This window comes from Nonomuraea salmonea (genome assembly GCF_042428605.1).
Lineage (GTDB): Bacteria > Actinomycetota > Actinomycetes > Streptosporangiales > Streptosporangiaceae > Nonomuraea > Nonomuraea salmonea.
Genome location: NZ_JBHMCF010000020.1, coordinates 137962 through 162721, shown reverse-complemented (window position 1 = coordinate 162721; position 24760 = coordinate 137962). Strand labels below are relative to the sequence as shown.

Annotated in this window: 23 protein-coding genes and 2 pseudogenes; 16 read left to right on the top strand and 9 right to left on the bottom strand. The window is 71.2% G+C overall.

The features are described from left to right. Positions 1–14: 14 nt before the first annotated feature. The 4 genes from ACFFR3_RS21500 to ACFFR3_RS21485 all read left to right on the top strand — a co-directional run bounded on the left by ACFFR3_RS21500 (position 15) and on the right by ACFFR3_RS21485 (position 4292). Positions 15–1085, top strand: a complete 1071-nt coding sequence (locus ACFFR3_RS21500; protein ID WP_364380490.1) for a thiolase C-terminal domain-containing protein — start codon at positions 15–17, stop codon at positions 1083–1085. Positions 1086–1143: 58 nt separating this feature from the next. Beyond that, complete coding sequence (locus tag ACFFR3_RS21495) at positions 1144–2013, top strand: MurR/RpiR family transcriptional regulator (RefSeq protein ID WP_345398446.1); 870 nt, start codon at positions 1144–1146, stop codon at positions 2011–2013. Then, positions 2010–2756 (top strand): sugar isomerase domain-containing protein, encoded by a 747-nt coding sequence (locus tag ACFFR3_RS21490; RefSeq protein WP_379483706.1) that lies wholly within the window; start codon positions 2010–2012, stop codon positions 2754–2756. Before ACFFR3_RS21495 ends, ACFFR3_RS21490 begins: the two co-directional genes overlap by 4 nt. A 180-nt stretch (positions 2757–2936) precedes the next feature. Next, a complete protein-coding gene (locus ACFFR3_RS21485; RefSeq protein WP_379483705.1) occupies positions 2937–4292 on the top strand; it encodes a cellulose binding domain-containing protein in 1356 nt (451 codons plus the stop codon). Between the two features lie 100 nt (positions 4293–4392). Here ACFFR3_RS21485 and ACFFR3_RS21480 read toward each other — a convergent pair. Then, positions 4393–5087 (bottom strand): annotated as a pseudogene (locus ACFFR3_RS21480) (RNA-guided endonuclease InsQ/TnpB family protein); the annotation flags it as partial. 146 nt (positions 5088–5233) lie between these two features. Between ACFFR3_RS21480 and ACFFR3_RS21475 the strand changes: the two are divergent. The 4 genes and pseudogenes from ACFFR3_RS21475 to ACFFR3_RS21460 all read left to right on the top strand — a co-directional run. Next, the gene (locus ACFFR3_RS21475) at positions 5234–6487 is read left to right on the top strand and encodes an extracellular solute-binding protein (RefSeq protein WP_364380499.1); all 1254 of its coding nucleotides are present in this window, start codon (positions 5234–5236) and stop codon (positions 6485–6487) included. Beyond that, entirely contained in the window at positions 6488–7372 is an 885-nt protein-coding gene (locus tag ACFFR3_RS21470) for a carbohydrate ABC transporter permease (protein ID WP_364380502.1), read from the top strand. Next, positions 7369–8187: a carbohydrate ABC transporter permease gene (locus tag ACFFR3_RS21465; RefSeq protein WP_345398465.1), complete on the top strand. Its 819-nt coding sequence runs from the start codon at positions 7369–7371 to the stop codon at positions 8185–8187. Before ACFFR3_RS21470 ends, ACFFR3_RS21465 begins: the two co-directional genes overlap by 4 nt. Positions 8188–8294: 107 nt before the next feature. Further along, positions 8295–8462 (top strand): annotated as a pseudogene (locus tag ACFFR3_RS21460) (IS982 family transposase); the annotation flags it as partial. Between the two features lie 159 nt (positions 8463–8621). Here the strand turns inward: ACFFR3_RS21460 and ACFFR3_RS21455 are convergent. Continuing rightward, positions 8622–8924: a hypothetical protein gene (locus ACFFR3_RS21455; protein ID WP_364380505.1), complete on the bottom strand. Its 303-nt coding sequence runs from the start codon at positions 8922–8924 to the stop codon at positions 8622–8624. Between the two features lie 110 nt (positions 8925–9034). Here ACFFR3_RS21455 and ACFFR3_RS21450 point away from each other — a divergent pair, with 110 nt between their 5' ends. After that, positions 9035–9511, top strand: coding sequence for a GntR family transcriptional regulator (locus ACFFR3_RS21450; protein WP_345398471.1), 477 nt, complete (start codon positions 9035–9037; stop codon positions 9509–9511). 41 nt (positions 9512–9552) lie between these two features. Next, positions 9553–10077: a GntR family transcriptional regulator gene (locus ACFFR3_RS21445; RefSeq protein ID WP_379483704.1), complete on the top strand. Its 525-nt coding sequence runs from the start codon at positions 9553–9555 to the stop codon at positions 10075–10077. Here ACFFR3_RS21445 and ACFFR3_RS21440 read toward each other — a convergent pair. The 4 genes from ACFFR3_RS21440 to ACFFR3_RS21425 all read right to left on the bottom strand — a co-directional run bounded on the left by ACFFR3_RS21440 (position 10055) and on the right by ACFFR3_RS21425 (position 14290). Continuing rightward, positions 10055–10963: a carbohydrate ABC transporter permease gene (locus tag ACFFR3_RS21440; protein ID WP_345398480.1), complete on the bottom strand. Its 909-nt coding sequence runs from the start codon at positions 10961–10963 to the stop codon at positions 10055–10057. The genes ACFFR3_RS21445 and ACFFR3_RS21440 overlap by 23 nt on opposite strands. Before the next feature lie 9 nt (positions 10964–10972). Beyond that, positions 10973–11884, bottom strand: a complete 912-nt coding sequence (locus ACFFR3_RS21435) for a carbohydrate ABC transporter permease (RefSeq protein ID WP_345398483.1) — start codon at positions 11882–11884, stop codon at positions 10973–10975. Next, complete coding sequence (gene ngcE / locus ACFFR3_RS21430; RefSeq protein ID WP_364380515.1) at positions 11884–13296, bottom strand: N-acetylglucosamine/diacetylchitobiose ABC transporter substrate-binding protein; 1413 nt, start codon at positions 13294–13296, stop codon at positions 11884–11886. The genes ACFFR3_RS21435 and ngcE overlap by 1 nt, the downstream gene beginning before the upstream one ends. A 124-nt stretch (positions 13297–13420) precedes the next feature. Continuing rightward, positions 13421–14290, bottom strand: a complete 870-nt coding sequence (locus ACFFR3_RS21425) for a MurR/RpiR family transcriptional regulator (protein ID WP_364380518.1) — start codon at positions 14288–14290, stop codon at positions 13421–13423. 79 nt (positions 14291–14369) lie between these two features. Between ACFFR3_RS21425 and ACFFR3_RS21420 the strand changes: the two genes are divergently transcribed. Beyond that, a complete protein-coding gene (locus tag ACFFR3_RS21420; protein WP_364380521.1) occupies positions 14370–15323 on the top strand; it encodes an N-acetylglucosamine kinase in 954 nt (317 codons plus the stop codon). Here ACFFR3_RS21420 and metE read toward each other — a convergent pair. Beyond that, the gene (metE, locus tag ACFFR3_RS21415) at positions 15320–17464 is read right to left on the bottom strand and encodes a 5-methyltetrahydropteroyltriglutamate--homocysteine S-methyltransferase (protein WP_345398495.1); all 2145 of its coding nucleotides are present in this window, start codon (positions 17462–17464) and stop codon (positions 15320–15322) included. The genes ACFFR3_RS21420 and metE overlap by 4 nt on opposite strands. Positions 17465–17552: 88 nt before the next feature. Between metE and ACFFR3_RS21410 the strand changes: the two genes are divergently transcribed. Further along, positions 17553–18392: a LysR family transcriptional regulator gene (locus ACFFR3_RS21410; protein ID WP_379483748.1), complete on the top strand. Its 840-nt coding sequence runs from the start codon at positions 17553–17555 to the stop codon at positions 18390–18392. Here the strand turns inward: ACFFR3_RS21410 and ACFFR3_RS21405 are convergent. After that, complete coding sequence (locus ACFFR3_RS21405) at positions 18389–19069, bottom strand: DNA alkylation repair protein (RefSeq protein ID WP_345398501.1); 681 nt, start codon at positions 19067–19069, stop codon at positions 18389–18391. The two genes, ACFFR3_RS21410 and ACFFR3_RS21405, sit on opposite strands and share 4 nt — an antisense overlap. Further along, on the bottom strand, positions 19066–19734 hold the full coding sequence (locus tag ACFFR3_RS21400; protein ID WP_345398504.1) for a TetR/AcrR family transcriptional regulator: 669 nt from the start codon (positions 19732–19734) through the stop codon (positions 19066–19068). Before ACFFR3_RS21400 ends, ACFFR3_RS21405 begins: the two co-directional genes overlap by 4 nt. Positions 19735–19831: 97 nt before the next feature. On the opposite strand from ACFFR3_RS21400, the gene ACFFR3_RS21395 reads away from it, so the two are divergent. From ACFFR3_RS21395 to ACFFR3_RS21380, 4 genes are read left to right on the top strand one after another with little or no spacing between them, the layout of a single operon-like run. After that, complete coding sequence (locus tag ACFFR3_RS21395; RefSeq protein ID WP_379483703.1) at positions 19832–20995, top strand: acetyl-CoA C-acetyltransferase; 1164 nt, start codon at positions 19832–19834, stop codon at positions 20993–20995. 4 nt (positions 20996–20999) lie between these two features. Continuing rightward, positions 21000–22364, top strand: coding sequence for an alkaline phosphatase D family protein (locus ACFFR3_RS21390; protein WP_379483702.1), 1365 nt, complete (start codon positions 21000–21002; stop codon positions 22362–22364). Between the two features lie 26 nt (positions 22365–22390). Continuing rightward, complete coding sequence (locus ACFFR3_RS21385) at positions 22391–23977, top strand: glycoside hydrolase family 3 protein (protein ID WP_379483701.1); 1587 nt, start codon at positions 22391–22393, stop codon at positions 23975–23977. A gap of 2 nt (positions 23978–23979) precedes the next feature. Further along, a complete protein-coding gene (locus ACFFR3_RS21380; protein ID WP_345398513.1) occupies positions 23980–24651 on the top strand; it encodes a pentapeptide repeat-containing protein in 672 nt (223 codons plus the stop codon). Positions 24652–24760: the final 109 nt, after the last annotated feature.

Here is a 24760-nt window from a genome sequence, read left to right as displayed (position 1 = left end):
GCGGAGGAGGGTGGATGCGGCCCTTCGCGGGACGTGCGGCCGTGGCGGGCGTCGGGATGACGGCGCTGAGCAGGCGGTCGGGGCGGAGCGAGCGCGAGCTGGCCGCGGCGGCGTGCCGGGCCGCCTGCGCGGACGCGGGCGTCGCGCCGCGCGAGGTGGACGCGCTGCTCAGCTACCACATGAACGACTCCGCGCCCGTCGTCCAGGTCGCCAGGGCGCTCGGGATCGAGCGGCTCGGCTGGCACAACGACATCGCGGGCGGCGGTACGCAGGCGGCCTCGATCCTGGGGGACGCGGCGCTGCTCATCGAGGCGGGCCTGGCCCGCCACGTGCTGGTCTACCGGGCGCTCAACGGCCGCTCAGGCAGGCGCATGAACGCGGTCAGCACCGGGCCGCAGGAGGAGTTCACGTACGGGATGGCCGGCCCGATCCCGATGTTCGCCCTGGCCGCCACCCGCTACCTGCACGACACCGGCCTGACCGCCGAGCACCTGCACGCCGTCGTCGACCAGTCCAGGCGGAACGGCGCGGGCAACCCCAGGGCGCTGCGCCGCGAGCCGCTCACCCTCGACGGCTACCTCGCCCGCCCGTACGTCTGCACGCCCCTGCGCACGGCCGACTGCTGCCAGGAGACCGACGGCGCCTGCGCCCTGCTGGTCAGCGGCGCACTCGGCGGGCCCAGGGTGCGGGCCGTGGTGCGCGGGGGAGGGCCGGGCTGCTCCGCGATGGACCGCGCCGCCGACGTGACGGCGATCTTCTCCGCGTACGTGGCCCCCATGCTGTGGGAGGCGTCCGGCATGAAGCCGCGCGACGTGGACGCGATGCTGCCCTACGACGCGTACTCGTGGCTGGTGCCCCGCCAGCTCGAGGACTTCGGGCTGGTCGAGCGGGGGGACTTGGGGGCGTACCTGCTGGAGCGCCGGCACGCCTGGGTGAACCCGCACGGCGGCCTGCTGTCGGAGGGCTACGTGCACGGCCTGAACAACGTGGCCCAGGCCGTACGCGAGCTGCGCGCGGGCGCCGGGACCGCGCTCGTGACCGGCTTCGGCGGCAGCTACGGAAGCGCCGCACTGCTCACCTGGTGACAAGAATTATCACCCGATAGCCTTGACGGAGGCGGGTGGTGAGCATAATTATCACCGCGTGGACCTCCTCAACCGCATCAGAGCCGACCGGCCCGACCTGCCCGAGGCGCTGCGCAAGGTGGCGGACGCCATCCTCGAGGCGCCGGGCGAGACCGTCCGGCTGACCATCGTCGACCTCGCCGAGCGCAGCGGGACGTCCACCGCCACGATCACCCGCTTTTGCCGGGCGCTCGGCTTCGCCGGGTACGCCGAGCTGCGGGTGGCCATCGCCACCGAGTCGGGCCGGGTGGCGCAGCAGACGTGGGAGACCGACATCGGCCAGGAGATCCTGCCCGACGACAGCCTCGAACGCGTGCTCGGCGTGGTCTCCGGAAACGACATCCGGCTCATCCAGGAGACCCGCGACCAGCTCGACCTGGCCGTGGTCGAGAAGGTCGCGCAGGCCGTGGCCAGGGCGGGGCGGGTGCTGCTGTTCGGGGTGTCGAGCAGCGCCGCGGTGGCCAGCGAGATGGAGTACCGGCTGCAGCGGATGCGCGTACCGACGTGGAGCAGGTCCGACGCGCACGCCGCGCTGACGGACGCGGCGCTGCTCGGACAGGGTGACGTGGCGATCGGCATCTCTCACAGCGGCAGGACGCGCGAGGTCATCGAGGTGCTGGCGGAGGCCGGCAGCCACGGCGCGATCACCGTCGCCGTCACCTCGCAGCCGCGCTCGCCGCTCGCCGAGGTGGCCGAGCTGGTGCTCACCACGGCCAGCAGGGCGACCAGCTTCCGCTCCGAGGGGTTCGCCGCGATCCACTCGCAGCTGCTGGTGCTGGACGTCGTGTACGTGTCGGTGGCGCAGCGCACCTATGAACGGACGAAGCAGGCGTTCGACGTGACCGTCCGCGCGGTCGCCGGACATCGCCTGCCAGAAGGGGATATATGACTGTCAATCCGCAGGACTTCGTGGAACACATCGCCCGCCTCGTACGGACGATCCCCGAAGACCCCGAGATCTCCCGCGCCGCCGACCTGTTCACCAAGGCGCTGACCGGCGGCGGCGTCATCCAGGCGTTCGGCTCAGGCCACTCCGAGGCCGTGGCCATGGAGATCGCCGGGCGCGCGGGCGGCCTCGTGCCCACCAACCGGCTCGCGCTCAGAGACATCGTCCGTTACGGCGACGCCCCCGCCTCCGAGCTGGACCGCTACGACCTCGAACGCGACCCCGCCGTCGCCCGCCAGATCCTCGACCTGGCCCCCGTCCAGCAGCAGGACCTGTTCGTCATCATCTCCAACTCCGGCGTGAACGGCGTCGTCGTCGAGCTCGCCACCCTCGTCAAGGAGCGCGGTCACGACCTGATCGCGATCACCTCGCGCACCCACAGCGAAGCCGTCGCGTCCCGTCACCCCTCGGGCCGCAAGCTCGCCGACCTGGCCGACGTCGTCCTGGACAACCACGCGCCCTACGGCGACGCCGTGCTGCCCCTGCCCGACGGAGGCGCCACCGGCGCCGTCTCCACGATCACCTCCGCGCTGCTGGCCCAGCTCGTGGTCACGCAGACCGTACGCAACCTGCTCGAAGCCGGCGAGGTGCCGCCCGTCTACCTGTCGGCGAACGTCCCCGAAGGCGACGAGCACAACCTCCGCCTGGAGGCGCTGTACGCGGGCCGCATCCGCCGCGGCGCCTGACCCCCGACCGACCCCCCGCCCGCCCCGGCGCCTGACCCGACCGGCCCTCACCGGACCGGCCCTCACCGGCCGCGGTGCCTGACCCTCCATCACTCCGGGCGCCGGCTCGGCGCCACGACCTGTCTTCAGCATGTCCGCACGTCTCTCGGGAGCCGCACAACCGCAAGGAGCCCACCCCCCATGTCTCGAAATTTCGGTGCACGTCTTGTCTCCTTAGCCCTCCCCGCCGTCCTCATCGCGGTCACCCTGATCGCCTCACCCGCAGCCGCCGCCCAAGCCGTCCGCCTCCAGTACCGCACCAGCGCCCCCGGCGCCACGACCGCCCAGGCCGAGCCGTGGCTGCGCCTGTTCAACACCGGCACGACGACGATCCCGCTCAGCCAGGTCAAGATCCGCTACTACCTCACCGGTACGGAGACCTACCGCTTCGCCTGCTCCTGGGCCGTGGTCGGCTGCTCCACGATCACCGGCAGGTTCGCCCCGCAGGAGGGCGGCAAGCAGTACCTGGAGGTCGGCTTCACCTCCGGCAGCCTGAGCCCCGGCCAGAACACCAGCGACATGCAGCTGCGCTTCTACCGCGCGGACTGGCAGTCGTTCCAGCAGAGCGACGACTACTCCTACGGGCCGAACACCTCCTACGCCGACTGGGACAAGGTCACCGTCCATGTCGACGGGCAGCTCGCCTGGGGCACCCCCACCGGCACCGAGCCCGACCCCGACCCGGATCCCGATCCCGACCCGGGCGCCACCGGTGAGCTGTTCGACGACTTCACCTACACGAGCTCGACCGACGCCCGGCTGGCCCAGCGCGGCTGGACCGTGCGCTCGGCGTCGGGCGGCCCCGGAGTGCCCGGCGCGACCTGGTCACCGTCGGCCGTCTCGTTCCCCGGCGGCCTGCTGACGCTCGACTCGTCCACGAACGGCACCGCCGGCGGCACCGTACAGACCGAGCTGTCCACCGCCCAGCGCAAGTTCCGCGAGGGCACCTACGCCGCCCGCGTGCGCTTCAGCGACGCCCCCACCAGCGGCCCCGACGGTGAGCACGTGGTGCAGACGTTCTTCACCATCACCCCGCTGCGCTACGACCTCGACCCCGACTACGGCGAGCTGGACTTCGAGTACCTGCCGAACGGCGGCTGGGGCGAGCCGTCGAACATCCTCTACGCCACCAGCTGGGAGACCTACAGGAACGACCCCTGGCTGGCCGTGAACACCCACACCGAGGAGCGCACCAGCTTCGCCGGCTGGCACGACCTGGTCATCCAGGTCTCCGGCGGCCGCATCAAGTACTACGTGGACGGCCGCCTGTTCGCCGACCACGGCGGCGACCACTACCCCGAGACGCCCATGTGGATCATGTTCAACCAGTGGTTCATCGATCTTCAGGGCGCGAGCGGGACGCGGACGTACCGGCAGCAGGTCGACTACGTCTACTTCAGCGCGAACGAGGTCGTCGCGCCCGCCACCGTGACCTCCCGCGTCGCCGCGCTGCGGACGGCGGGCACCGCCTTCAAGGACACCGTCCCCAACCCGTGACCGACGCCCCCGCGCCCGCCCGGTGCGGGCGCGGGGCACCCCCCAGTGGACAAGGAACGTCTTGACATCCTCCCCCTCCCTTGAGAAGGGGGAGTCCCACGGTCGCCCGTGGGCCTTCCTGCTTCACCGCCGATTGCCCGCCCGAGAGGACTCTCGTTGAGGTCTTACCCCGGCTCCACAGGCGTTTCAGCTCTCCGCCAGCCCGGCGGCGAGCACCTTCTTGGCCGCGTTGACGTCCCGGTCGTGGACCGCGCCGCAGGCGCACTCCCACACGCGGATGGTCAGCGGCATCTCCTCCCGCAAGGCGCCGCAGGACGAGCACAGCTTGGAGGAGGGGAACCAGCGGTCCACCGCCACCAGGGTGCGCCCGTACCAGGCGGCCTTGCACTCCAGCATCGACCGCATCTGGCGCCAGGCCGCATCCGAGATGGCGCGCGCCAGCGAATGGTTGCGGACCATGTTGCGAACGTTCAGGTCCTCGATCACGACCGTTTGGTTCTCACGGACGAGCCGAGTGGTGACCTTGTGCAGGAAGCCCCTCCTGCGGTCGGCGATGCGGGCGTGGATCCGCGCCACCTTCCGGGTGTACTCGGCCGAGGCCCGCGACCTCTCGCGGGACGTGAACGCCGGATACCCGGCCCGCTTGGCGAAGAAGTTGGCGAAGGCCGCCTGAAGGTGGCGAAGCGCCTGCTGAAGGGTTACCGACGACACCTCGGACAGGAAGTCGAACTCGCCGCTGCGGTTCCATTCCGTCAGCTGCGCCGAGAGCTCCGCGTAGGAGACGCGGCGGCCTTCCAGCGCCTAGACGCGGGTGCGGCTAGGAATCGTGTATTTGTTCGAAACTGCGTTTCGCCTGACGGCGAAACGCAGGCCCCTGTCCTGCTTCGCAAGAGTCCGATTCCTCCCTCGCCGGAAGGCGGGGGTTTCCTCGGAGGTCTTCGATGAAGAACCGCATCCTGGCCCTCGCGGCCGTGTTCGCGCTCGGGGCGTGCGGCACGGCCCAGGAGCCGCAGGCGGCCACGCCGGACGCCCCCGCCAAGCTGACCGTCTGGATCATGGACGGCAGCGTCACGCAGGAGCTGCTGAAGAAGTTCGAGACCGAGTACGAGACCGCGCACCAGGACGTGGACCTCGACATCCAGATCCAGCAGTGGGACGGCATCGGCGAGCGCGTCACCGCGGCCCTGGCCAGCACCGACGCCCCCGACGTGATCGAGGTCGGCAACACCCAGGTCGCCCAGTACAGCGCGAGCGGCGGCGTGACCGACCTGACCGCGAAGGTGGCCGACCTCAAGGGCGAGGACTGGCTGCCGGGCCTGGCGCAGCCGGGCAACGTGGACGGCAAGCAGTACGGCATCCCGTGGTACGCCGCCAACCGCGTGGTCGTCTACAACAAGGAGCTGTTCGAGAAGGCCGGCATCAAGGAGCCGCCTGCCACCCGCGACGAGTGGCTGGACATCACCTCAAAGCTCAACAAAGACGGAAATCAGGGCATTTATCTGACCGGTCAGACCTGGTACGCCCTCGCCGGCTTCGTCTGGGACGAGGGCGGCGACCTCGCCGTCCAGGAGGGCGGCCGGTGGAAGGGCGCGCTCGACACCCCGCAGGCGCTCGCCGCCATGGACTTCTACAAGCGGCTCCAGGCGCTCGGCAAGGGCCCCAAGGACGCCGACGAGGCCAACCCGCCGCAGCACGAGGTTTTCGCGCAGGGCAAGGTCGCCCAGATCATCGCCGTGCCCGGCATCGCCGCCCGCGTACTGGAGGTGGACGCCGGGCTCAAGGACAAGATCGGCTTCTTCACCATCCCCGGCAAGACGGCCGACAAGCCGGGCACCGTCTTCACCGGCGGCTCCGACCTCGTCATCCCGGCCGCCTCCCAGCATCAGGAGCAGGCGTACGAGGTGGTCAAGGCGCTGGCGGGGGAGCAGTTCCAGACCGAGCTGGCCAAGACCATGAGCTTCGTGCCGAACCGTACCTCGCTGGCCGGCGTGCTCGACGGCGACGAGGGCACCGCGGCCATGGCCAAGGGGGCCGCCAGCGGCCGCGCCACCCCCAACACCCCCAACTGGGCCGCCGTCGAGGCCACCTCCGTGATCAAGCAGTACATGACCGCCGTGCTCACCGGCGGCGACCCGGCGGCCGAGGCGAAGAAGGTCTCCGAGTCCATCACCACGACCCTGAACAGCGGATCCTGAATGTGGTCGAGGAGCCGCTCGTACTGGCCCTACCTGCTCATCGCGCCCACGGTGGCGGGCGGGGCCTTCCTCCTGCTCTACCCGCTGCTCAAAGCGCTGCTGATCTCCCTGCAGCACTTCCGCATGGGGGAGCTGATCAGAGGCGGGGCCGCGTTCGCCGGCCTGGACAACTACGCCGAGCTGCTCGGCGGCGAGCAGTTCTGGCAGGTGCTGCTGCGCACGCTGGTGTGGACGGTGATCAACGTCGTGCTCATCGTGGGCCTGGCCACCGGCGTCGCGCTCATGCTCCAGCACCTGCGCCGCGGCCTGCGCCTCGCCCTGATGAGCGCGCTCGCCCTCGCCTGGGCCATGCCGATCATCGCGGCGACCACGGTGTTCCAGTGGTTGTTCCAGTCGGAGCTGGGCATCGTCAACTGGCTGCTGGTCACGCTCGGCTTCGACTCGTTCGCCGGCTACACCTGGTTCGCGAACGGCACCGCCACGTTCGCCGTGCTCGTGGCGCTCGTGGTGTGGCAGTCGGTGCCGTTCGCCGCGCTCACCTTGTACGCCGGCCTCACCACGATCCCCAGTGAGCTGTTCGAGTCGGCCAGGATCGACGGCGGCACCGGCCGGCAGGTGTTCCGCCACGTCACCTTCCCCATGCTCAGGTCGCTGTTCGCCCTCATCACCTCACTGGAGATCATCTGGGTGGCCAAGTGCTTCCCGCAGATCTGGGTGCTCAGCCAGGGCGGCCCCGGCGACGCCACGACCACCCTGCCCGTCTACGCGTTCAAGGTCGCCCGCGTGCTGCACCGCTACGACCTCGGCTCCGCGGTGGCCATCCTGCTGGTGCTCGTGCTCGCCGCCGCCCTGATCAGCAACCTGCGCCGGATGGTCCGCTCATGAGAAGAGTCCTGCTCAACACCACGGCCGTCGCCGTGCTCCTGACCACGATCTTCCCCGTCTACTGGATGTTCCTGACGGCCTTCAAGCCCACCCGCGACATCCAGTCGGCCAGCCCCACCTTCTGGCCCGCGAACCCGACGCTCGACCACTTCGTCACGGCGGTCAACGCGCCGGGGTTCTGGACGTACTGGCGCAACAGCCTCCTGGTGACCGTGGGCGCGGTGCTGATCGCGCTCGTGGTGGCGCTGCTCGCGGCCTTCGCGGTGGCGCGGATGCGCTGGCGCGGGCGCGGCCCGTTCGTGGTGGCGGTCTTCGCCGCGCAGATGGCGCCGTGGGAGGCGCTGCTGGTGCCGGTGTTCGTCATCGCCCGCGACACCGACCTGCTCGACTCGCTCGCCATGCTGACCGGCGTCTACTTCATGTTCACCCTCCCCTTCACGATCGTGACGCTGCGCGGCTTCCTCGCCGCGATCCCGCCGGAGCTGGAGGAGGCCGCCCAGGTGGACGGGTGCGGCCGCATGACGGCCTTCCGCCGCGTGGTCTTCCCCCTGCTGGCACCCGGCCTGATGGCGACCTCCCTGTTCGGCTTCATCACCGCGTGGAACGAGTTCGCGTTCGTGAACGTGCTGATCATCAAGGCCCAGGACAAGCGCACCCTGCCGGTGTGGCTCTCGTCCTTCAGGGACGTCTTCGGCACCGACTGGGGCGCCACCATGGCCGCCGCCAGCCTGTTCGCCTTGCCTGCCCTGCTGCTCTTCCTGTTCTTGCAACGCAACGTCGGCACCGGCATGACAGCGGGCGCCGTCAAAGGCTAGACGACTGGCTCGGACATCAGCCACGACCGGGACGCAAGCCGCAGCTGACCGACGCCGAACTGCTCACCCTGGCCGTCGCCCAGGGCCTGCTCGGTAGCCACTCCGAGGCCCGCTTGCTGAGCCCGTCCTACCGCAACCGCACCCCTCGCCCCGGCGAAGAACTGCTCAAGCCGATCCGCCAGCTCATCGAGTCCGTCAACGACACCCTCAAGGGTCAGCTCAACCTCGAACCGCACGGCGGACGTACCGTCAGAGGGGTCGGCGCCCGCATCGCCCAGGCTTGCCCTGACGACGAACCCACCTCCGCTCCGCAAGACTTCCTGCCCTCCTACGATCGCCATCGATGCCCCACCGCACTCGGCGGTCACCCACCGATCGCTCGTGTGGACGATGCTGCGGGTCAATACAGCCAGGCCTTCATCGGGGGAGCGCCGTCACCTGGCGTCGCCGGAGCGTAGCTGCTCCCAGATCGCCGTGGTGATGGCGCGGCGGCCACGGGCGGCCTCGTCGACGAAGCAGGCGTCGCCGTGCCTACGGGTCCTGCGGATGAAGCTCTCGCCGCCGTAGTCGCACAGCTCGTAGCTGATCGACTGGTACGGGCAGGTGAAGTCGCGTACGCGGATGGAGTGGCCCATCGGCCGGATGGGGGTCCACGCCAGCTTCTTGTAGTCGGGGTTGGCGGGCGGGAGGTGCGTCGACAGACACCTGTCGTCATCTGGGATGGGGCAGATCGTCATGCATGAACCATAGCTCTGGTCGTCTGCTCTTGTCTGGTTGCACAGGAAAATCTGTCTAGATAGACAGAGTGATATGGGCACTCTTGCCCGCGTTGGCCTATGTTGCCTACGTGCTCGACTACGAAGGCGACACGCACGTCTACATCCAGATCGCCAACATCCTCAGAGGGCGTCTGGCGAATCTGTCGGCGGGCGACCCGGTGCCGAGCGAGGCGGACATCCAGTACGAGTTCGGCGTCGCCAGGACGACGGCCCGGCGCGCGATCCACGTACTGCGTGAGGAAGGGCTCATCTACACCGTCCAAGGGGAGGGCGCCTTCGTCGGACCGCCGGCGGGCGGGCCGCGCAAGAAGCGCAAAGTGCCGCTCTACCAGCAGATCGCCACGGAGATAGCGGGCGACATCAAAGCGGGGAAATACCGCCCAAGGCGGCCCATCCCCGGCGAGACGGCGCTCGTGAAGGAGCACGACGTGGCGCGCGAGACCGTCCGCAGGGCGATGGCGCTGTTGCGCGAGCAGGGCTGGATCTACACCGTGCCGCAGCGGGGCAGCTATGTGTCACCCGAGGAGAAGTGGCCGAAGGACTGATCATGCCTGTCCGGCCGTAGGCAGACGTCTACGATACGAGCATGCTCGACCGTGAAGGTCCCGTCCCCCTCTACGTCCAGGTGGCCGAGGTGCTGCGCGAGCGGATCGCGGGCGGGGAGTTCGGGGTCGGCGACGCGCTGCCGAGCGAGGCGGCGCTGGAGGAGGAGTTCGGCATCGGGCGCACGACCGCCCGCAACGCGGCCCGCGAGCTGCGCAGGCGCGGCCTGGCCCACACCGTACGCGGCGAGGGCACGTTCGTCGGTCCTGCGGGGGTGCCCAGGGTGAAGCCGAGCAGGGCGCTGTACGTGCCGATCGCGGCGGCGGTCGCGGCCCGCATCACCCGCGGCGAGCTGCGGCCGGGCCGCGCGGTCCCCGACGCCGGCACGCTGTCGCGACATTACGGCGTCGCCCGGGTCACCGCCCGCCAGGCCGTCGCCCTCCTGGTACGCCAGGGCTGGGCGGTCGAGACTCCCCCGCGCGGCGTCCGCGTGGCCGACCCGTCCGCCTGGCCGCGCGAGCTCGCACCCGCGGGGGAACATCCGCTTACTTCAGTGCTCCTGAAGTGAGGCCGGACTGGATCTGGCGCTGGAAGGCCGTGTAGACGATCAGCATCGGGAGGATGGCCAGAGTCAGGGCGGCGAAGAGGGCGGACCAGTCCTGGTCGTAGCCGGCAGCCGTGGAGATGTCGGCGATGCCCATGGTCAGGACCCACTTGTCGCGCTCCTGCAGCAGGATGAGCGGGAGCTGGTACTGGTTCCACTGGCCCAGGATGTTGAAGATCGTGATGCTGATGATCCCTGGCCGGGCCATCGGCAGCATGATCTGGAAGAAGACCCGGGTGTGCGAGGCCCCGTCCACCATCGCGGCCTCGCCCACGGCGGTCGGCAGCGTCCTGAAGAACGCCGACAGGAAGAAGACCGTGAAGGGCATCGAGTACGCGATGTAGACCAGCACCACCCCCGCGTGCGTGTTCAGGCCGATGAACGGCCCGATCAGGGGGAGGTTGCCCATGTTCTGCACGACGAAGAACAGCGGCGTCAGCGCCAGATAGACGGGGAACGCCAGCCCCGAGACGAACAGCAGGTAGATGGCCCGGTTCCCGCGGAAGGGATACCGGGCCAGCACGTACGCCGCCATCGACCCGATGAGCATCGTCCCGAACGTACTGAACGACACGACGATGACGCTGTTGAGCATGTACTGCCCGATGTGCGCCTGCTCCCAGGCCCGCGCGAAGTTGTCCCAGCGCAGCGAGGCGGGCAGCGACCAGGCGTCGCCGAAGATCTCGTCCTCGCTCTTGACCGAGGCGAGGAACGTCCACACGATCGGGACCATCACGAGCAGCGTCCAGATCAGCAGGGCCAGGTGCGTCAGCATCCCGAGCGGCCCCAGCCGGTTCCTGCGCTCGGCGCGCGCGAGCTTGCGCGAGTTGGCCGCGGTCCACGAGGTCATCGTCGTCACCTAGTACTCGATTCGTTCGCGCCGGGACAGGCGCAGCGACAAGATCGCGAAGCCGACCGTGAAGAAGAACATCACCACGCCCAGAGCCGAGGCATAGCCGAAGCGGAAGTACTCGAAGGCGTTGCGGTAGATCTCGGCGGCCATGACCGTCGTCGAGCGGTCGGGGCCGCCGTGCTGCAGGGTCATCACCCAGACGATGGCGAACACGTCGAGGGCGAGGATGCCGAGATAGACCCAGGCGACCTGCACGGTGTCCCACAGCAGCGGCAGCGTGATGCGGAAGAACAGGCTGATCCGGCTCGCCCCGTCGATCTGCGCCGCCTCGAACATGTCCTTCGGGATGCCGGCGAGGCCGGCGGAGAACAGCACGACGTAGAAGCCGACCGCCTGCCACACCATGACGCTCAGCACCGACCAGAACGCCACGTCAGGGTCGGACAGGAACCCGACGGGTTCGAGCCCGAGCGCCATCAGCGGCCCGTTCAGCATGCCGCTGCCGTCGGGCCGGAACACCTGCTGGAACAGCACCGCGACCACGGCCACGGCCAGCACCTGCGGGAAGAAGAAGACCACCCGGTAGAACTTCGAGCCGCGGATGCCCGACGTGCCCTGCCGGCCGCCCACGTTCAGCAGGAACGCGAAGAACAGCGCGATCACGATCGTGATCAGCGGCAGCAGCACGAGCAGGGCCGCGTTGTGGGTGACCGCCTTCCAGAACGCGGTGTCGGCGAACAGCCGCTGGAAGTTCTCCAGGCCGATGAAGCGCGGCGTGGCCGTCACGCCGCGCCAGTCCGTCATCGCGATGTAGAACGCCTGGACGTACGGGGCGATCACGTACACCAGGTAGAGAATCACCGGGGCTGCCAGGAACGAGGTGATGAACAGCCCGCGGCGATACCTGTTGAAGGTCATCAGCGCTTGTACTTCTTGATCGAGGAGTCGTTCTTGATCTCGTCGGCCTTCTTCTGGATGCGCTCGAGGTACTTGTCGGCGGTGAGGTTGCCGGACATCAGCTCGCCGGTGGCGGCGATGGCCTCGTCCTTGAGCGGGCCGTACCAGTTGAACCAGCGGTAGTAGACGGTGTTGTCGCCGGCGTCCGCGACCGCCTTCGAGGCGCTGGTGACGCCGGGGGAGATGTCGCGGCCCTCGGTGGCGCCCTTGACCACGGTCATTGTGCGGACGAGCGCGCTGAAGTCACCGGCGGCCTTCTTCGACAGCATGGCCCGCAGGTACTCCAGGCCCGCCTGCGGGTGCGCGCTGCGCGAGGAGACGATGAAGTTCTCGCCCGGCTGGGTGTGCAGGGTGCCGTACGGCAGCTTGTCGGAGCCGGTGACGTCGGGGATGGGGAACATGCCGTACTCGAAGTCGTCCGGCGTGGTGGTCTTCTGCTCGTTCTCCAGCCACGAGCCGGACGGCAGCATGGCCACCTTGTACTTGTTCTGGGCGGTCTGCGTCTGTACGTGGTCGAGGCCGGTCGTGCCCTGCATGAGGTATTTTGCGCCCACCTCGGCCCAGGCCGCGGCGGCGGTCTTCATGGCCTCCGTCGTCCAGGCGCCGTCCTCCAGGTTGTCGATGTTCACCAGCACCTCGTTGCCGCCGATCTTGGCGGCCATGGTGAGCAGCGGCTCGTACAGGTATTGGGGGAACTTGCCGGCGTAGGTGAAGGGCGCCATCTTGCCGGACTTCTTGATGGTCTCGCACAGCGCGAGGAACGCGTCCCAGGTCTTCGGCACCTCCCACTCGTTCTCCCTGAAGACCTTCTGCGAGTACCAGATGCCGTGGATGTAGTTGACGTAGCCCAGCACGCTGAACTTGCCGTCGTACATGCCGATGTCGATGACCGACTGGTCGATGGTGTCGCGGACCTTGACGTTCGGGTCATCCCAGCTCGGCGCGTCGAGCAGCGGGGTCAGGTCCTGGAGCTGGCCGTCCTGGGAGAGCGCGCCGAAGTCCATGAAGTTCGCGCCCGAGTTGTCGATGACCTCGGGCGGGTTGCCGCCGGCGAAGCGCGGCTGCAGGATCTTGGTGATCTCCTTGGTGGAGTTGTGCTTGATCTCCACGCTCGGATACTTCGACTTGAACAGCGGCTGATGGATGTTCGTGGCGTACTCCTGGCCGAAGCCGCCGTCGAAGATCCACACCTCCAGCGGCTTGTCGTTGGCCACGCCGAACGGGTTCGCCGCGCTGGTCGCCGCGGGGGCGGCCGAGCTGGACTGCGCCGGCTGGGCGGCCGGGGTGGCGCAGGCGGCCAGCGCGCCCGCCACGGGCACGAGCGCCGCGCCGCGGAGGAGTTCGCGCCTGCTGATACGGGGGGTGTGAGGCATGGTGGCTGTTCCTGACCTTTCATGGTCCGCTGTGGTGGAGCCCCGTCCGGTGGACGAGGCTTGGGTGATCGCCTGAGGGTGGGCCAGGACGCCGCCGCGGGCGGCCTCGCGCGGGGAGCGTCATTCAGCCTCTCTCCACCCGGTGGCCCTCGACGGCCCTGATCGTGCGTTCGAACGCCTCGTTCGTCCGCTCGTACGTGAGCTGCGCGACCGCCACGTACACCGCGTCCAGCACGAAGAGCTGCGAGTGCACGGCCGCGAGCCCGCCCAGCCTGAACGTGGTCTCCCTGCTCGCGGTGGTCAGCACCAGGTCGGCCAGCTCTGCGAGGGGGGAGCGGGCGAAGGAGGTGACGGCGACGGTCAGCGCGCCGTGGCCGCCCGCCTCGGCGAGCGCCTCCATGACCTCCCTGGTACGCCCGCGGTGGCTGATCCCGATGGCCACGTCGCCCGCCTTCATCAGCGCCGCCTCCGACAGCGCCACGTGGGCGTCGCCCGCGCTCCAGACCGGGATGCCGATGCGGCGCAGCCGCCCTTCGAGCATGGTGGCGACGTTCCCGCTGGTGGAGACGCCGACCAGGAGCACGCGCGGCGCGGCCACGATCGCGGCGGCCACCCGGCCCACCACGTCGAGGTCGAGCTGGGCCGCGGTGTCCTGGATGAGCCGGGTGTCGGCGGCGGCCATCACCTCGATGGCCGCGTCGAGCGGGTCGTCGGGGCCGATCTCGTGGCCGACGCCCGCGCCCCAGCCGGCCTGCGCGGCGCGGCCGGTCTCGGTGGCCAGCGCGACCCGCAGCTCGGCGTAGCCGGAGAACCCGAAGGCCCGGCAGAACCTGGTCACGGTCGCGGGCGAGCTGCCGGCGCGTTCGGCCAGCGCGATGATGGTCGAGCGCGCGGCCTCGGCCGGATCGCCGAGGATCACCTCGCCGACCCTGCGTAGAGCCTCCGGCAAGCCGGGTAGTTCTGTTTCGACGCGCCCGAGCGCTCCTGAAGTCACGAATATTCCTTCCGAATACCCGGTCTTCTGGCGAAAATTATTCTTGCTTACCGGTCGCGTCAACCCCCAGACTCGTTCCGTGACTGAATCGCTAGTGGTCGGTGTCGATGCCGGCGCCACCTCCACGCGGGTGTCCGTGCACGCGCTCGACGGCCGGAGGGTGGGGTACGCGCGGGCCGCCGCCGGCAACCCCACCGCCCACGGGCTCGCCAAGGCCGTCGCGGCGATCGGCGCCGCGCTGAAGGAGGCGCTGGACTCCCTCGACGGGAGCCGCGTCGCCGCCTCACTGGCGGGTGTCGCGGGGCACACCGCCGCGATGGTGCCCGAGCTGGCCGCGCTCTGGGCCGCTCACGGCATCCCTCAGCCGCCTGTCTACGTCCGGGACGTGACCATCGCCTACGCCGCCGGCTCCGCCGAGCCCGACGGCTCGCTGCTGCTGTCGGGCACGGGCGCGGTCGCCACCCGGGTGGCCGGTTTCGAGGTGGCGCGGATCGCGGACGGGCTCGGCTGGCTGCTCGGCGACCAGGGCTCCGGCTTCTGGATCGGCCGCGAGGCCGCCAAGGCGGTCGTCGCGTCCCTCGACCGCGGCCGCCTCCCGGCCCGGGATGACATCCTGACCGACCTGGTCCTCACCCACGTCCTCGGCCAGGAGCGGCCCGAGACCCCGCGTGCCATCGCCGATCGGGTCGTGCGGGTGGCGCAGACCGATCACATGGGGCTGGCCGCCCTGGCGGCACTGGTCAGCAAGGCCGCCGCGGCCGGCGACCCGGTGGCGGAGGGGATCGTCGGGCGGGCGGCCGGGCATCTGGTGGACACGCTGCGGCGGGTGCACGTGTCCGGGCCCGTGGTGCTCGCGGGCAGCGTGCTGACCAACGATGGGCCCGTGCGTGACGCGGTCACGGAGCTGCTGGCCGGTGAACGGGTCGCGACGGCCAGGGACGGCGCGGGGGCGGCGGCCTGGCTCGCCGCCCGCCCGCTGCTCACCGAGCCGGAAGCCGCCTCCCGCCACGCCGCCTTCACCACCGCCCCCTAGAGCTCCGCGCGGAGGCGGCGGGTGGCGGTGATCACGTTGGTCAGCGACGCCTCCACCTCCTCGTACGTCCTCGTCTTCAGGCCGCAGTCCGGGTTGACCCACACCCGCTCGACCGGGAGCGCCTCGACGGTCCGGCGCAGGAGGGCCTCGACCTCGTCCACGGCGGGGACGCGGGGCGAGTGGATGTCGTACACGCCGGGGCCGAGCCCGCGCCCGAACCCTGGGACTGAGCCGAGGATGCGCCCGCCGGAGCGGGCGGACTCGATGGTGGTGACGTCGGCGTCCAGGCCGTCGATGGCGGCGAGGATCTGGTCGGCGTCGGAGTAGCACAGGTGGGTGTGGATCTGGGTGTGGTCGCTCGCCCCCGACGTGGCCCGCCGGTACGCCGCCACCGCCCACTCCAGGTAGTCGGACTGGGCGGCGCGGCGCAGCGGCAGCAGCTCGCGCAGGGCCGGTTCGTCCACCTGGATGATCCGCACGCCGGCCGCCTCCAGGTCGCGCACCTCGTCCCTGATCGCGTCGGCCACCTGGAACACCACGTCGCGCAGCGGCAGGTCGTCACGGACGAACGACCAGGCCACGATCGTGACGGGCCCGGTGAGCATGCCCTTGACCGGCCGGTCCGTCAGCGACTGCGCGTAGGTGGCCCACCGCACGGTGATCGGGGCGGGCCTGGCGACGTCGCCGTGCAGGATCGGCGGCCGGGTGCAGCGCGACCCGTACGACTGCACCCAGCCGTTCCCGGTGACCGCGAACCCGTCGAGGTGCTCGGCGAAGTACTGCACCATGTCGTTGCGCTCCGGCTCGCCGTGCACGAGGACGTCGAGCCCGAGCCGTTCCTGCAGCCGGATCACCCGCTCGATCTCGGCCTCGACCCGCTGCTCGTAGTCCGCCTGCGGCAGCGTCCCGGCCAGCACCGCCGCGCGGGCCGCGCGCAGCTCGCCGGTCTGCGGGAACGAGCCGATCGTGGTGGTCGGCAGGGGCGGCAACGTGAGCTGCGCGGCGGCGCGTACCGCATACGGCCCGCGCTCCTCCAGCGCCACAGGAGCGGCCGGCGGCACGGACACCTCAGGGATGCGCCCGGCGGCCGGGCGGTCCGCCGCGGCGAGTGCCACCACCTCGGCCACCTTCTCCTCGGCGAAGGCCAGCCGCTCCTTCAGCGCCGGGTCCAGGCCGGGCTCGGCGGCCAGCGTGTAGGGGACGTGCAGCAGGGAGCACGAGGTGGAGACGGTGACCCGGGAGGCTCGGACGGCCGCGAGGGCCGCCAGCGCGCGCTCCTGCGAGGTCCGCCACACGTCGCGCCCCGACACCACCCCGGCGACCACGGTCTTGCTGGTCAGATCGACGGCGGGGACGCCGCCGCGTACCAGGTCGAGCCCGACGGCCTCCACGGGCGTGCCGGCCAGCACCGGCAGCGCCTCACCGAGGTCGCCGTAGGGCGCGGCCACCAGCAGCGCGGGCCGCGCCGTCACGGCGCCCAGCCGCTCGTACGCCCGCCGCACCGCGTCGAGCTCCTCAGGCGTCCGGTCACCGACCAGCGCGGGCTCGTCGAGCTGCACCCAGGCGACCCCTTCGGCGGCGAGCGCCGCCAGCAGCTCCTCGTAGGGCCCGAGCACGTCGTCGAGCCGGTCCAGCGCCCCGCCCAGCAGCAGGAAGGTGACCGGCCCCACCACCACGGGCCGCGTCTCGTACCCCAGGGCCCGCGCCTCGCGCACCTCGCCGAGGGGTTTGGCCGCGTCCAGCTCGAACACCGTCTCAGGCCCGATCTCCGGCACGATGTAGTGGTAGTTCGTGTCGAACCACTTGGTCATCCGCAGCGGCGCCAGCTCCTCGGTGCCCCTGGCCATCGCGAAATAGGGGTCCGCCGCGTCGCGATACCGCTTCGGCACCGCTCCCAGCAGCACCGCCGTGTCCAGCACGTGGTCGTACAGGGAGAAGGTGTTGGACGGCAGTCCGTCGAGCCCCAGCTCGGCCAGCCGCCGCCAGGTGCGCTCGCGCAGCTCGGCGCCCACCCGGTCGAGCTCGGCCCGGGTGGACCGCCCGGCCCAGTACGACTCCAGCGCCCGCTTCAGCTCCCTGCGCGGCCCGATCCTCGGGTAGCCGAGCACCGTGGAGGCGGGGAAGACGGCGGTTGGGGACATGGGTTTCGACTCCCTCAGCAAGGACGATCAGGTCGCTCGCATCGTGCCGACTATCCGCCACGTCGTGCACCATGTATTGGTGCTGCTTATGCTCAGGGAGATCCAGTGCTTCACGCGGGTGGCCGAGCGGCTGAGCTTCTCGGCCGCGGCGGCCGACCTGGGGATGTCCCAGCCGGCGATGAGCCAGGCCGTCACCCGGCTCGAACGCGCCACCGGCACCAGGCTGTTCGAGCGCAGCGCCCGCGAGGTGCGGCTCACCGCCCAGGGCAAGGCGCTGCTCGCGTACGCGGAGCAGGTGATCGAGTCGGTACGCGCGTTCGGCGACGAGGCGGCCAGGCTGGCCAGGCCGACCATTCATCTGGCTTATCCACCGCTCGTCGGCGCACTGGCGGCCAGGATCGCCAGGCGGCTCGCGAGCCGCACCCCGTCCATCGGGGTCGAGCTGCGCGCGGCGGGACGGACGGCCGCGGCGCAGGCGCTGGCCGATCACGAGGTGTCGGCCGCGATCCTGGCGACGCCGGCGCCCGCGCAGTTCGTCACGGCGGCCAGGTTCCACGTCACGGTGGACCACCTGGCCGTGCCCGACGGGCACCGGCTGGCCGCGCGGCCACGGGCGAGCGCCGCCGACCTGGGCGGCGAGGTGCTGCTGACCCCGGCGAGCCGCCCGTGGCAGGGGCTGCCGGGCAGGCCGCGGCTGGTGGCCGACGACGACTTCGCCGCCGCGCTCGACCTGGTGGCGGCCGGCGCCGGGCTGCTGCCCATCCCGCACCTGCTGGTGCGCACGGTCCGGCGCGACGACGTGCGGTTCGTGCCGCTGGAGGCGGGCGGGCTGCGCATCACGTACGCGCTGGCCTGGTCGAGGGAGCGGGTCACCCCTGAGCTGATGGCCCTCGTCCAGGCCGTGCAGGACGCGTTGTGGACCCGCTAGGAGGCGGGCACGTTCTTCAGCGCCTCGCGCTTGCTGAGCCCCGTCAGGCCCTTCGCCCGGACATAGCGGACGACCTCGGCGGGGTTGACCTTGGCGTATTCGCGTAACGCCCAGCCGATCGCCTTACGGGCGAAGAACTCGTTGTCGGACAGGCTCGGCTCGATGCACGCGTAGAGCAGCGCCGTGTCGGTGCGCTCCTTGAAGCGGTTCTGGCACAGGATGGCCGTGCGCCGCTTCCACAGGTCGGCGTCGTGGGCCCACTCGAGCATCATCGGGCGCATGGAGTCGGGGTAGGTGGCGAGCAGGTGGCCCATGCGGTGCGTGGCCAGCTCGTCGACCAGGTCCCACCAGGCGCCGGTGACGATCATCTCCTCGTACATGGGGACCGTGTAGAGGGTCTGGTAGTCGCGGTAGAGGTGGTGGCCGGACAGCTCGATGGCGGCGTAGCGCTCCTCGCGGTATTCGGCCTCCCGCCACAGCGACAGCACCGCGCGCCGCCACTCGGGCGCGCTCTCCAGCCGGTGCTCGCCGAACACCACCCGCAGCACCGACCGCCTGGGCACCGCCTTCACGCCGAGGAACGGCATCTCCGACTTCATGTAGGCCCGCATGGTCTCGGCCTTGCCGGGCTCGGCCACGTCCTGCAGTGCCAGCCGCACCGCCTTACCGAGGCTCATCCTTTGTGCGTGGTGCGGTCGCCCGTGGCGATGCCGTCGAAGAGCACGGTGATGTAGTGCTCGGCCAGCCCGGCCGTGTTGAGCCTGCCGCCTGGACGGAACCAGCGCACCGCCACCCAGATCGTGTCGCGGATCATCCGGTAGGTCAGCTTGGGGTCGACGTCGGCCCGCAGCAGCCCGGCCGCCTGCCCGGCCTTGATCTGCGAGACCCAGATCTGCTCGACCTCGTCCTCGGCCTTGACCAGGTAGTTGAAGCGCTCGAACTGACGCAGGTAGTTCCAGTCGTTCTGCATCACGGTGATGGCCGAGCGGTGGGGCTCCAGCGTGCCGAAGCCGATGCGGACCATCTCCTCCAGCACCGCGCGCGGGTCGGGACCCGAGTCGAGCGCGGCGCGGTAGCGGGCGAGCAGGTCGTCGAGGAAGGTGGACAGCACCTCGTCGACGATCGTCTCCTTGGAGTCGAAGTGGTGGTAAAGACTGCCGGAGAGGATGCCGGCCTCGTTGGCGATCTCGCGTACGGTCGTGGCCTGGAAGCCCTTGCGCGCGAAGAGCTCCGCGGCGAGCTTGACGAGGTGGTCACGGCGCTCTGACGCGGACCCCGATGAGGTCGCGCGCTGGCGCTTCGCCGGGGCGGTGGTGGTGCCGGAGTTCTTTCGCGTCGTCACGTCACCATTATGAGCCCTCAGACAATCGCTTGTTCACACAACAGTGCCAGCTCATACGGCGTTCCCGGCTAGACCAAGCGCTTGCTACGATGCGGAGATGAGCGAGGCGTACATCGTCGGCGCCGTCCGCACCCCGGTCGGGCGCAGGAACGGCGGCCTGTCCGCGGCCCACCCCGCCGACCTCGGGGCCCACGTGCTGAAGGAGCTGATGGCCCGCACGGGCGCCGACCCGGCGGCCGTGGACGACGTGATCCTCGGCTGCGTGGACACGATCGGGCCGCAGGCGGGCGACGTCGCGCGTACCTGCTGGCTGGCGGCCGGCCTGCCGGAGCAGGTGCCCGGGGTCACCGTGGACCGGCAGTGCGGCTCCTCGCAGCAGGCGCTGCACTTCGCCGCCCAGGCCGTGCTGTCCGGCACCGCGGACCTGGTGGTGGCGGGCGGCGTGCAGAACATGTCCATGGTGCCCATCTCCGCAGCCATGCTCGCGGGCCGGCCGCTCGGGCACGAGACGCCGTTCTCGGGCTCCAAGGGCTGGGCCGAGCGGTACGGCACCCGCGAGGTCTCCCAGTTCGCCGGCGCCGAGATGATCGCCGAGCGCTGGGAGCTGTCGCGCGAGGAGATGGAGCGGTACGCGTACGCCTCGCACCGCCGCGCCCTGGGCGCCGTCGACGCCGGTCGCTTCCGCCGCGAGATCGCCCCGTACGAGGGCGTCACCACCGACGAGGGCCCGCGCAGGGACACCACCCTGGACAAGATGGCCGCGCTCGAACCCCTGACCGAGGGCGGCCGCCTGACCGCCGCGCTGGCCTCACAGATCTCCGACGGCGCCGCCGCCCTGCTCGTCGCCTCGCCCCGAGCCGTACGCGAGCACGGCCTGACCCCGCGCGCCCGCGTCCACCACCTGTCGGCCCGCGGCGACGACCCGATCATGATGCTGTCGGCCCCCATCCCCGCCACCGCGCACGCGCTGCGCGTCACCGGCATGGAGATCGGCGACTTCGACGTCGTCGAGATCAACGAGGCGTTCGCGTCCGTCGTCCTGGCCTGGATCAAGGAGACCGGCGCCGACCCGGCCCGCGTCAACCCCAACGGCGGCGCCATCGCGCTCGGGCACCCCCTCGGCGCGACCGGCGCGGTGCTGGCCGTCAAGCTGCTGCACGAGCTGGAGCGCACCGGCGGCAGGTACGGCCTGCAGGTGATGTGCGAGGGCGGGGGACAGGCGAACGTCACCGTCGTCGAACGCCTCGTGGAGTCAGGATGACGACATGGCCGACCCGTTCACGCTGGGCGTCGCCTCCGGCGAGCCGATGCCCGACGGCGTGCTGCTCTGGACCCGATTAGCCGTCGATCCCCTCGCCACCGACCCCGCCCGGCCCGGCGGCATGCCGCCGAGAGCCGTCGAGGTGGACTGGCAGCTCGCCGAGGACGAGCGCTTCACCAGGGGCCTGCGCCAGGGGCGCGTCAACGCGCTGCCGGCGTGGGCGCACAGCGTGCACGTCAGGGTGGCCGGGCTGGCGCCCGGCACCGACTACTTCTACCGGTTCAGGGCCGGCGCCGAGCAGAGCCCCGTGGGCCGCACGAGGACCGCCGACGACCCGGGCTCCACCCGTCCCGTACGCTTCGCGGTCGCCTGCTGCCAGCGCTGGGAGCACGGCTACTACACCGCCTACCGCCACCTCGCCGCCGAGCGGCCGGACGTGATCTTCCACGTCGGCGACTACATCTACGAGTCGCCGCAGTCGGCCGCCGTCGTCCGCGCGCTGGGCCCGCTGCCCGGCGAGGCCGACACCCTGCGCGAGTACCGCCTGCGCTACGCCCGCTACCGCACCGACCCCGACCTGCGGGCCGCCCACGCCGCCGCGCCCTGGGTCCCCACCTGGGACGACCACGAGGTGCTCGACAACTACCGGGGCCGGGGTGACGGGTCCGCGGGGTTCCTGCGCCGGCGGGAGGTGGCCTATCAGGCGTACTACGAGAACCAGCCCATCAGGGTGCGGCCGCAGGGCGGCGGGCTGCAGATGTACCGCAGGCGGACGTACGGGACGGTCGCCGACTTCATGGTGCTCGACACCCGCCAGCACCGGGACGCCACCACCATGCTCGGGGCGGCGCAGGAGGCGTGGCTGCTCGACCGGCTGCGCGGCTCGCCGGTGCGGTGGCGGGTGCTGGTGCAGCCGCTGTTCTTCGCCCGCCGGTTCGTGCCGGGGCCGGCGCCCAACCTGCGTACGGACGCGTGGGACGGCCACCCGGCCGAGCGCGCCCGCATCCTGGCGGCGGGCGCCCCTGGCCTGGTGGTGGTCAGCGGCGACGTGCACAACGCCTGGGCGGGCGAGCTGAAGGCCGACTTCCTCGACCCCGGCTCGGCGACGGTGGGCGCGGAGTTCGTGTGCTCGTCGATCAGCAGCAGGCCGCCCGCCACGGACGGCCCCGCGGTGCTGGCCGCGAACCCGCACCTCGAGTTCTTCGACGGCCGCCGCGGCTACCTGTCGTGCGTCGCGGACCCAGGGGAGCTGCGGGTGGCCTTCCGAGCCGTGGACTTCGTGGACCGCAGGGACGCGCCCGTGCGGACGGTGGCGGAGTTCCGCACCGACGGGAGCGGGTTGACGTCAGAAAATGCCTCTAGCAAATAGGAAACTTTCCTATTAGATTGCGGTGCATGTCCCTCAGCGGTGACCTGCTTCGCCTCGCCGACGCCGTCCTCTTCCCCGGCTTCACCGGCCACACCCCGCCCGACTGGCTGCGCCGCCGGCTCGGCGCCGGGCTCGCCGGCGTCGCGCTGTTCTCCCGCAACATCGCCGGCCCCGGCCAGCTCGCCCGGCTCACCGCCGAGCTGCGCGCGGAGAACCCCTCGGTGCTCATCGGCACCGACGAGGAGTCGGGCGAGGTCACCAGGCTGGAGGTGGCCACCGGCAGCAGCAGGCCCGGCGGGTACGCGCTCGGCGTCGTGGACGACGTACGGCTCACCGAAGCCCTGGCCCGCGACCTCGGCCACGACCTGGCCAGGGCCGGCATCACCATCGACTTCGCCCCCTCGGCCGACGTCAACTCCAACCCCGACAACCCCGTCATCGGCCTGCGCGCCTTCGGCGCCGACCCGTCCCTGGTCGCCCGGCACACCCGCGCGTTCGTCCGCGGCCTGCAGTCCGCCGGGGTGGCCGCCACCGCCAAGCACTTCCCCGGGCACGGCGACACCACCGTCGACTCCCACCACGGCGTGCCCGTCGTCGCCGAGAGCGGGATCCAGGACGCCCTGCACCCGTTCCGCGAGGCCATCGACGAGGGCGTCAAGGTGATCATGACCGGGCACCTGCTCGTGCCGTCGTACGACGCCGAGCGGCCCGCCACGCTCAGCCCCAAGGTGCTCACCGGGCTGCTGCGCGAGGAGCTCGGGTTCGACGGGCTGATCATCACCGACGGCATCGAGATGGCGGCCGTGTCGGAGGCGTACGGGATCGGCGGCGCCTCCGCCCGAGCCCTGGCCGCCGGGGCCGACGCCATCTGCGTCGGCGGCGAGCACGCCGACGAGGCCACCGCCGACGGCGTCCGCGACGCGATCGCGACCGCCGTCACCACCGGACTGCTGCCCGAGGAGCGGCTGGCCGACGCCGCTCGAAGGGTCCGCGAGCTGGCCGGCTGGGCCGCCTCCTCGGGCAGCCGGGGCCACTCCGACGGCGGGACCGGCCTGGATTCCCCCCGCCACTCCGACGGCGGGACGGGCCTTGAGGCGGCCCGCCATTCCGACGGCGGAGTCGGCTTGGAGGCGGCCCGCCATTCCGACGGCGGGGTCGGCTTGGAGGCGGCTCGCCGTGCCGTCCGCGTCACCCGCCACTCCACCGCGCCCGTGCTGCCCATCGGACCTGCGCCGCACGTCGTCGAGCTGGCCCCCGAGATGAACCTGGCCATCGACAAGGCCACCCCGTGGGGCGTCGGCGAGCCGCTCGCCCGCCTGCGGCCCGGCACCACCGTCACCCGCCTCGCCGCCGGCTCGGCCACGGGGGCCGAGCTGGACCGCCTGCTCGTGCTCGCCGCCGACCGCCCGCTGGTCGTGGTCGTCAGGGACGCGCACCGGCACCCCTGGCAGGCCGAGGCGCTGCGGCACCTGCTCGGGGCCCGTCCCGACGCCGTCGTGGTCGAGATGGGGCTGCCCGTACGCTCCGACCTGGGCGGCGTGCACATCGCCACGTACGGGTCCGCCAGGGTCTGCGGACAGGCCGCCGCCGAGGTGCTGACTGGTAGCCTCTGACGGTGATCTTCGACGGCGCGGACCTTTCCCACCAGGCGCTGGCCGAGCGGCTCTCCTCCGACGAGGCCCACGTCTTCCGCGAGTGCGACCTCACCGAGGCCGACCTGTGGGGCGCGCCGCTGGCCGGCGCCCGCTTCGAGTCGTGCGTCCTGGAGGGCGCCGACCTCCGCAAGGCCGACCTCGACGGGGCCGTGTTCACCGGCGGGGGCGGCATGCGCATCCGGTTCGCCGACGCCGACCTCATCGACGCCCGCTTCACCGACGTCGACCTGTCCTCCGCGCAGTTCGGCGGGGCGTTGCTGACCGACGCGTCGTTCGCCGGCTGCCGCATGATCGGCGCGATGCTCACCGGCTCGCGCGGCACCGGTTTCACGCTGTCCCGCTGCAACCTGACCCTCGCCAACCTCGGCGGCTGCTCACTGCGCGGCGAGACCATCGAAGGCGTCCGCTTCGACGACGCCGACCTGTCAGGCTGCGACTTCACCGAGGCAACCTTGGTGGATTGCCGCCTCCGAGGCACCCGCCTCCTGAGCACCAAGTTCGCGAAGGCCGACCTGAGAGGCGCCGACCTCGGCGAACCGGACGACACCAAACTCCGCGCCTTCTCCGGCGCCATCATCACCCAGTCGCAGGCCGCCGCCATCCTCGCCGCCCGCGGCATCACCGTCCTCTGAGCAGAGGCCCCGAGAGGAAAGGAGAGCAGAGGGCCCCCTCCTCCTGCGCGGCGAGTCCCCACCCTCCAACAGCCAGCGCCTGGGACCTGTGGCGAAGTGCGGCGAGTCC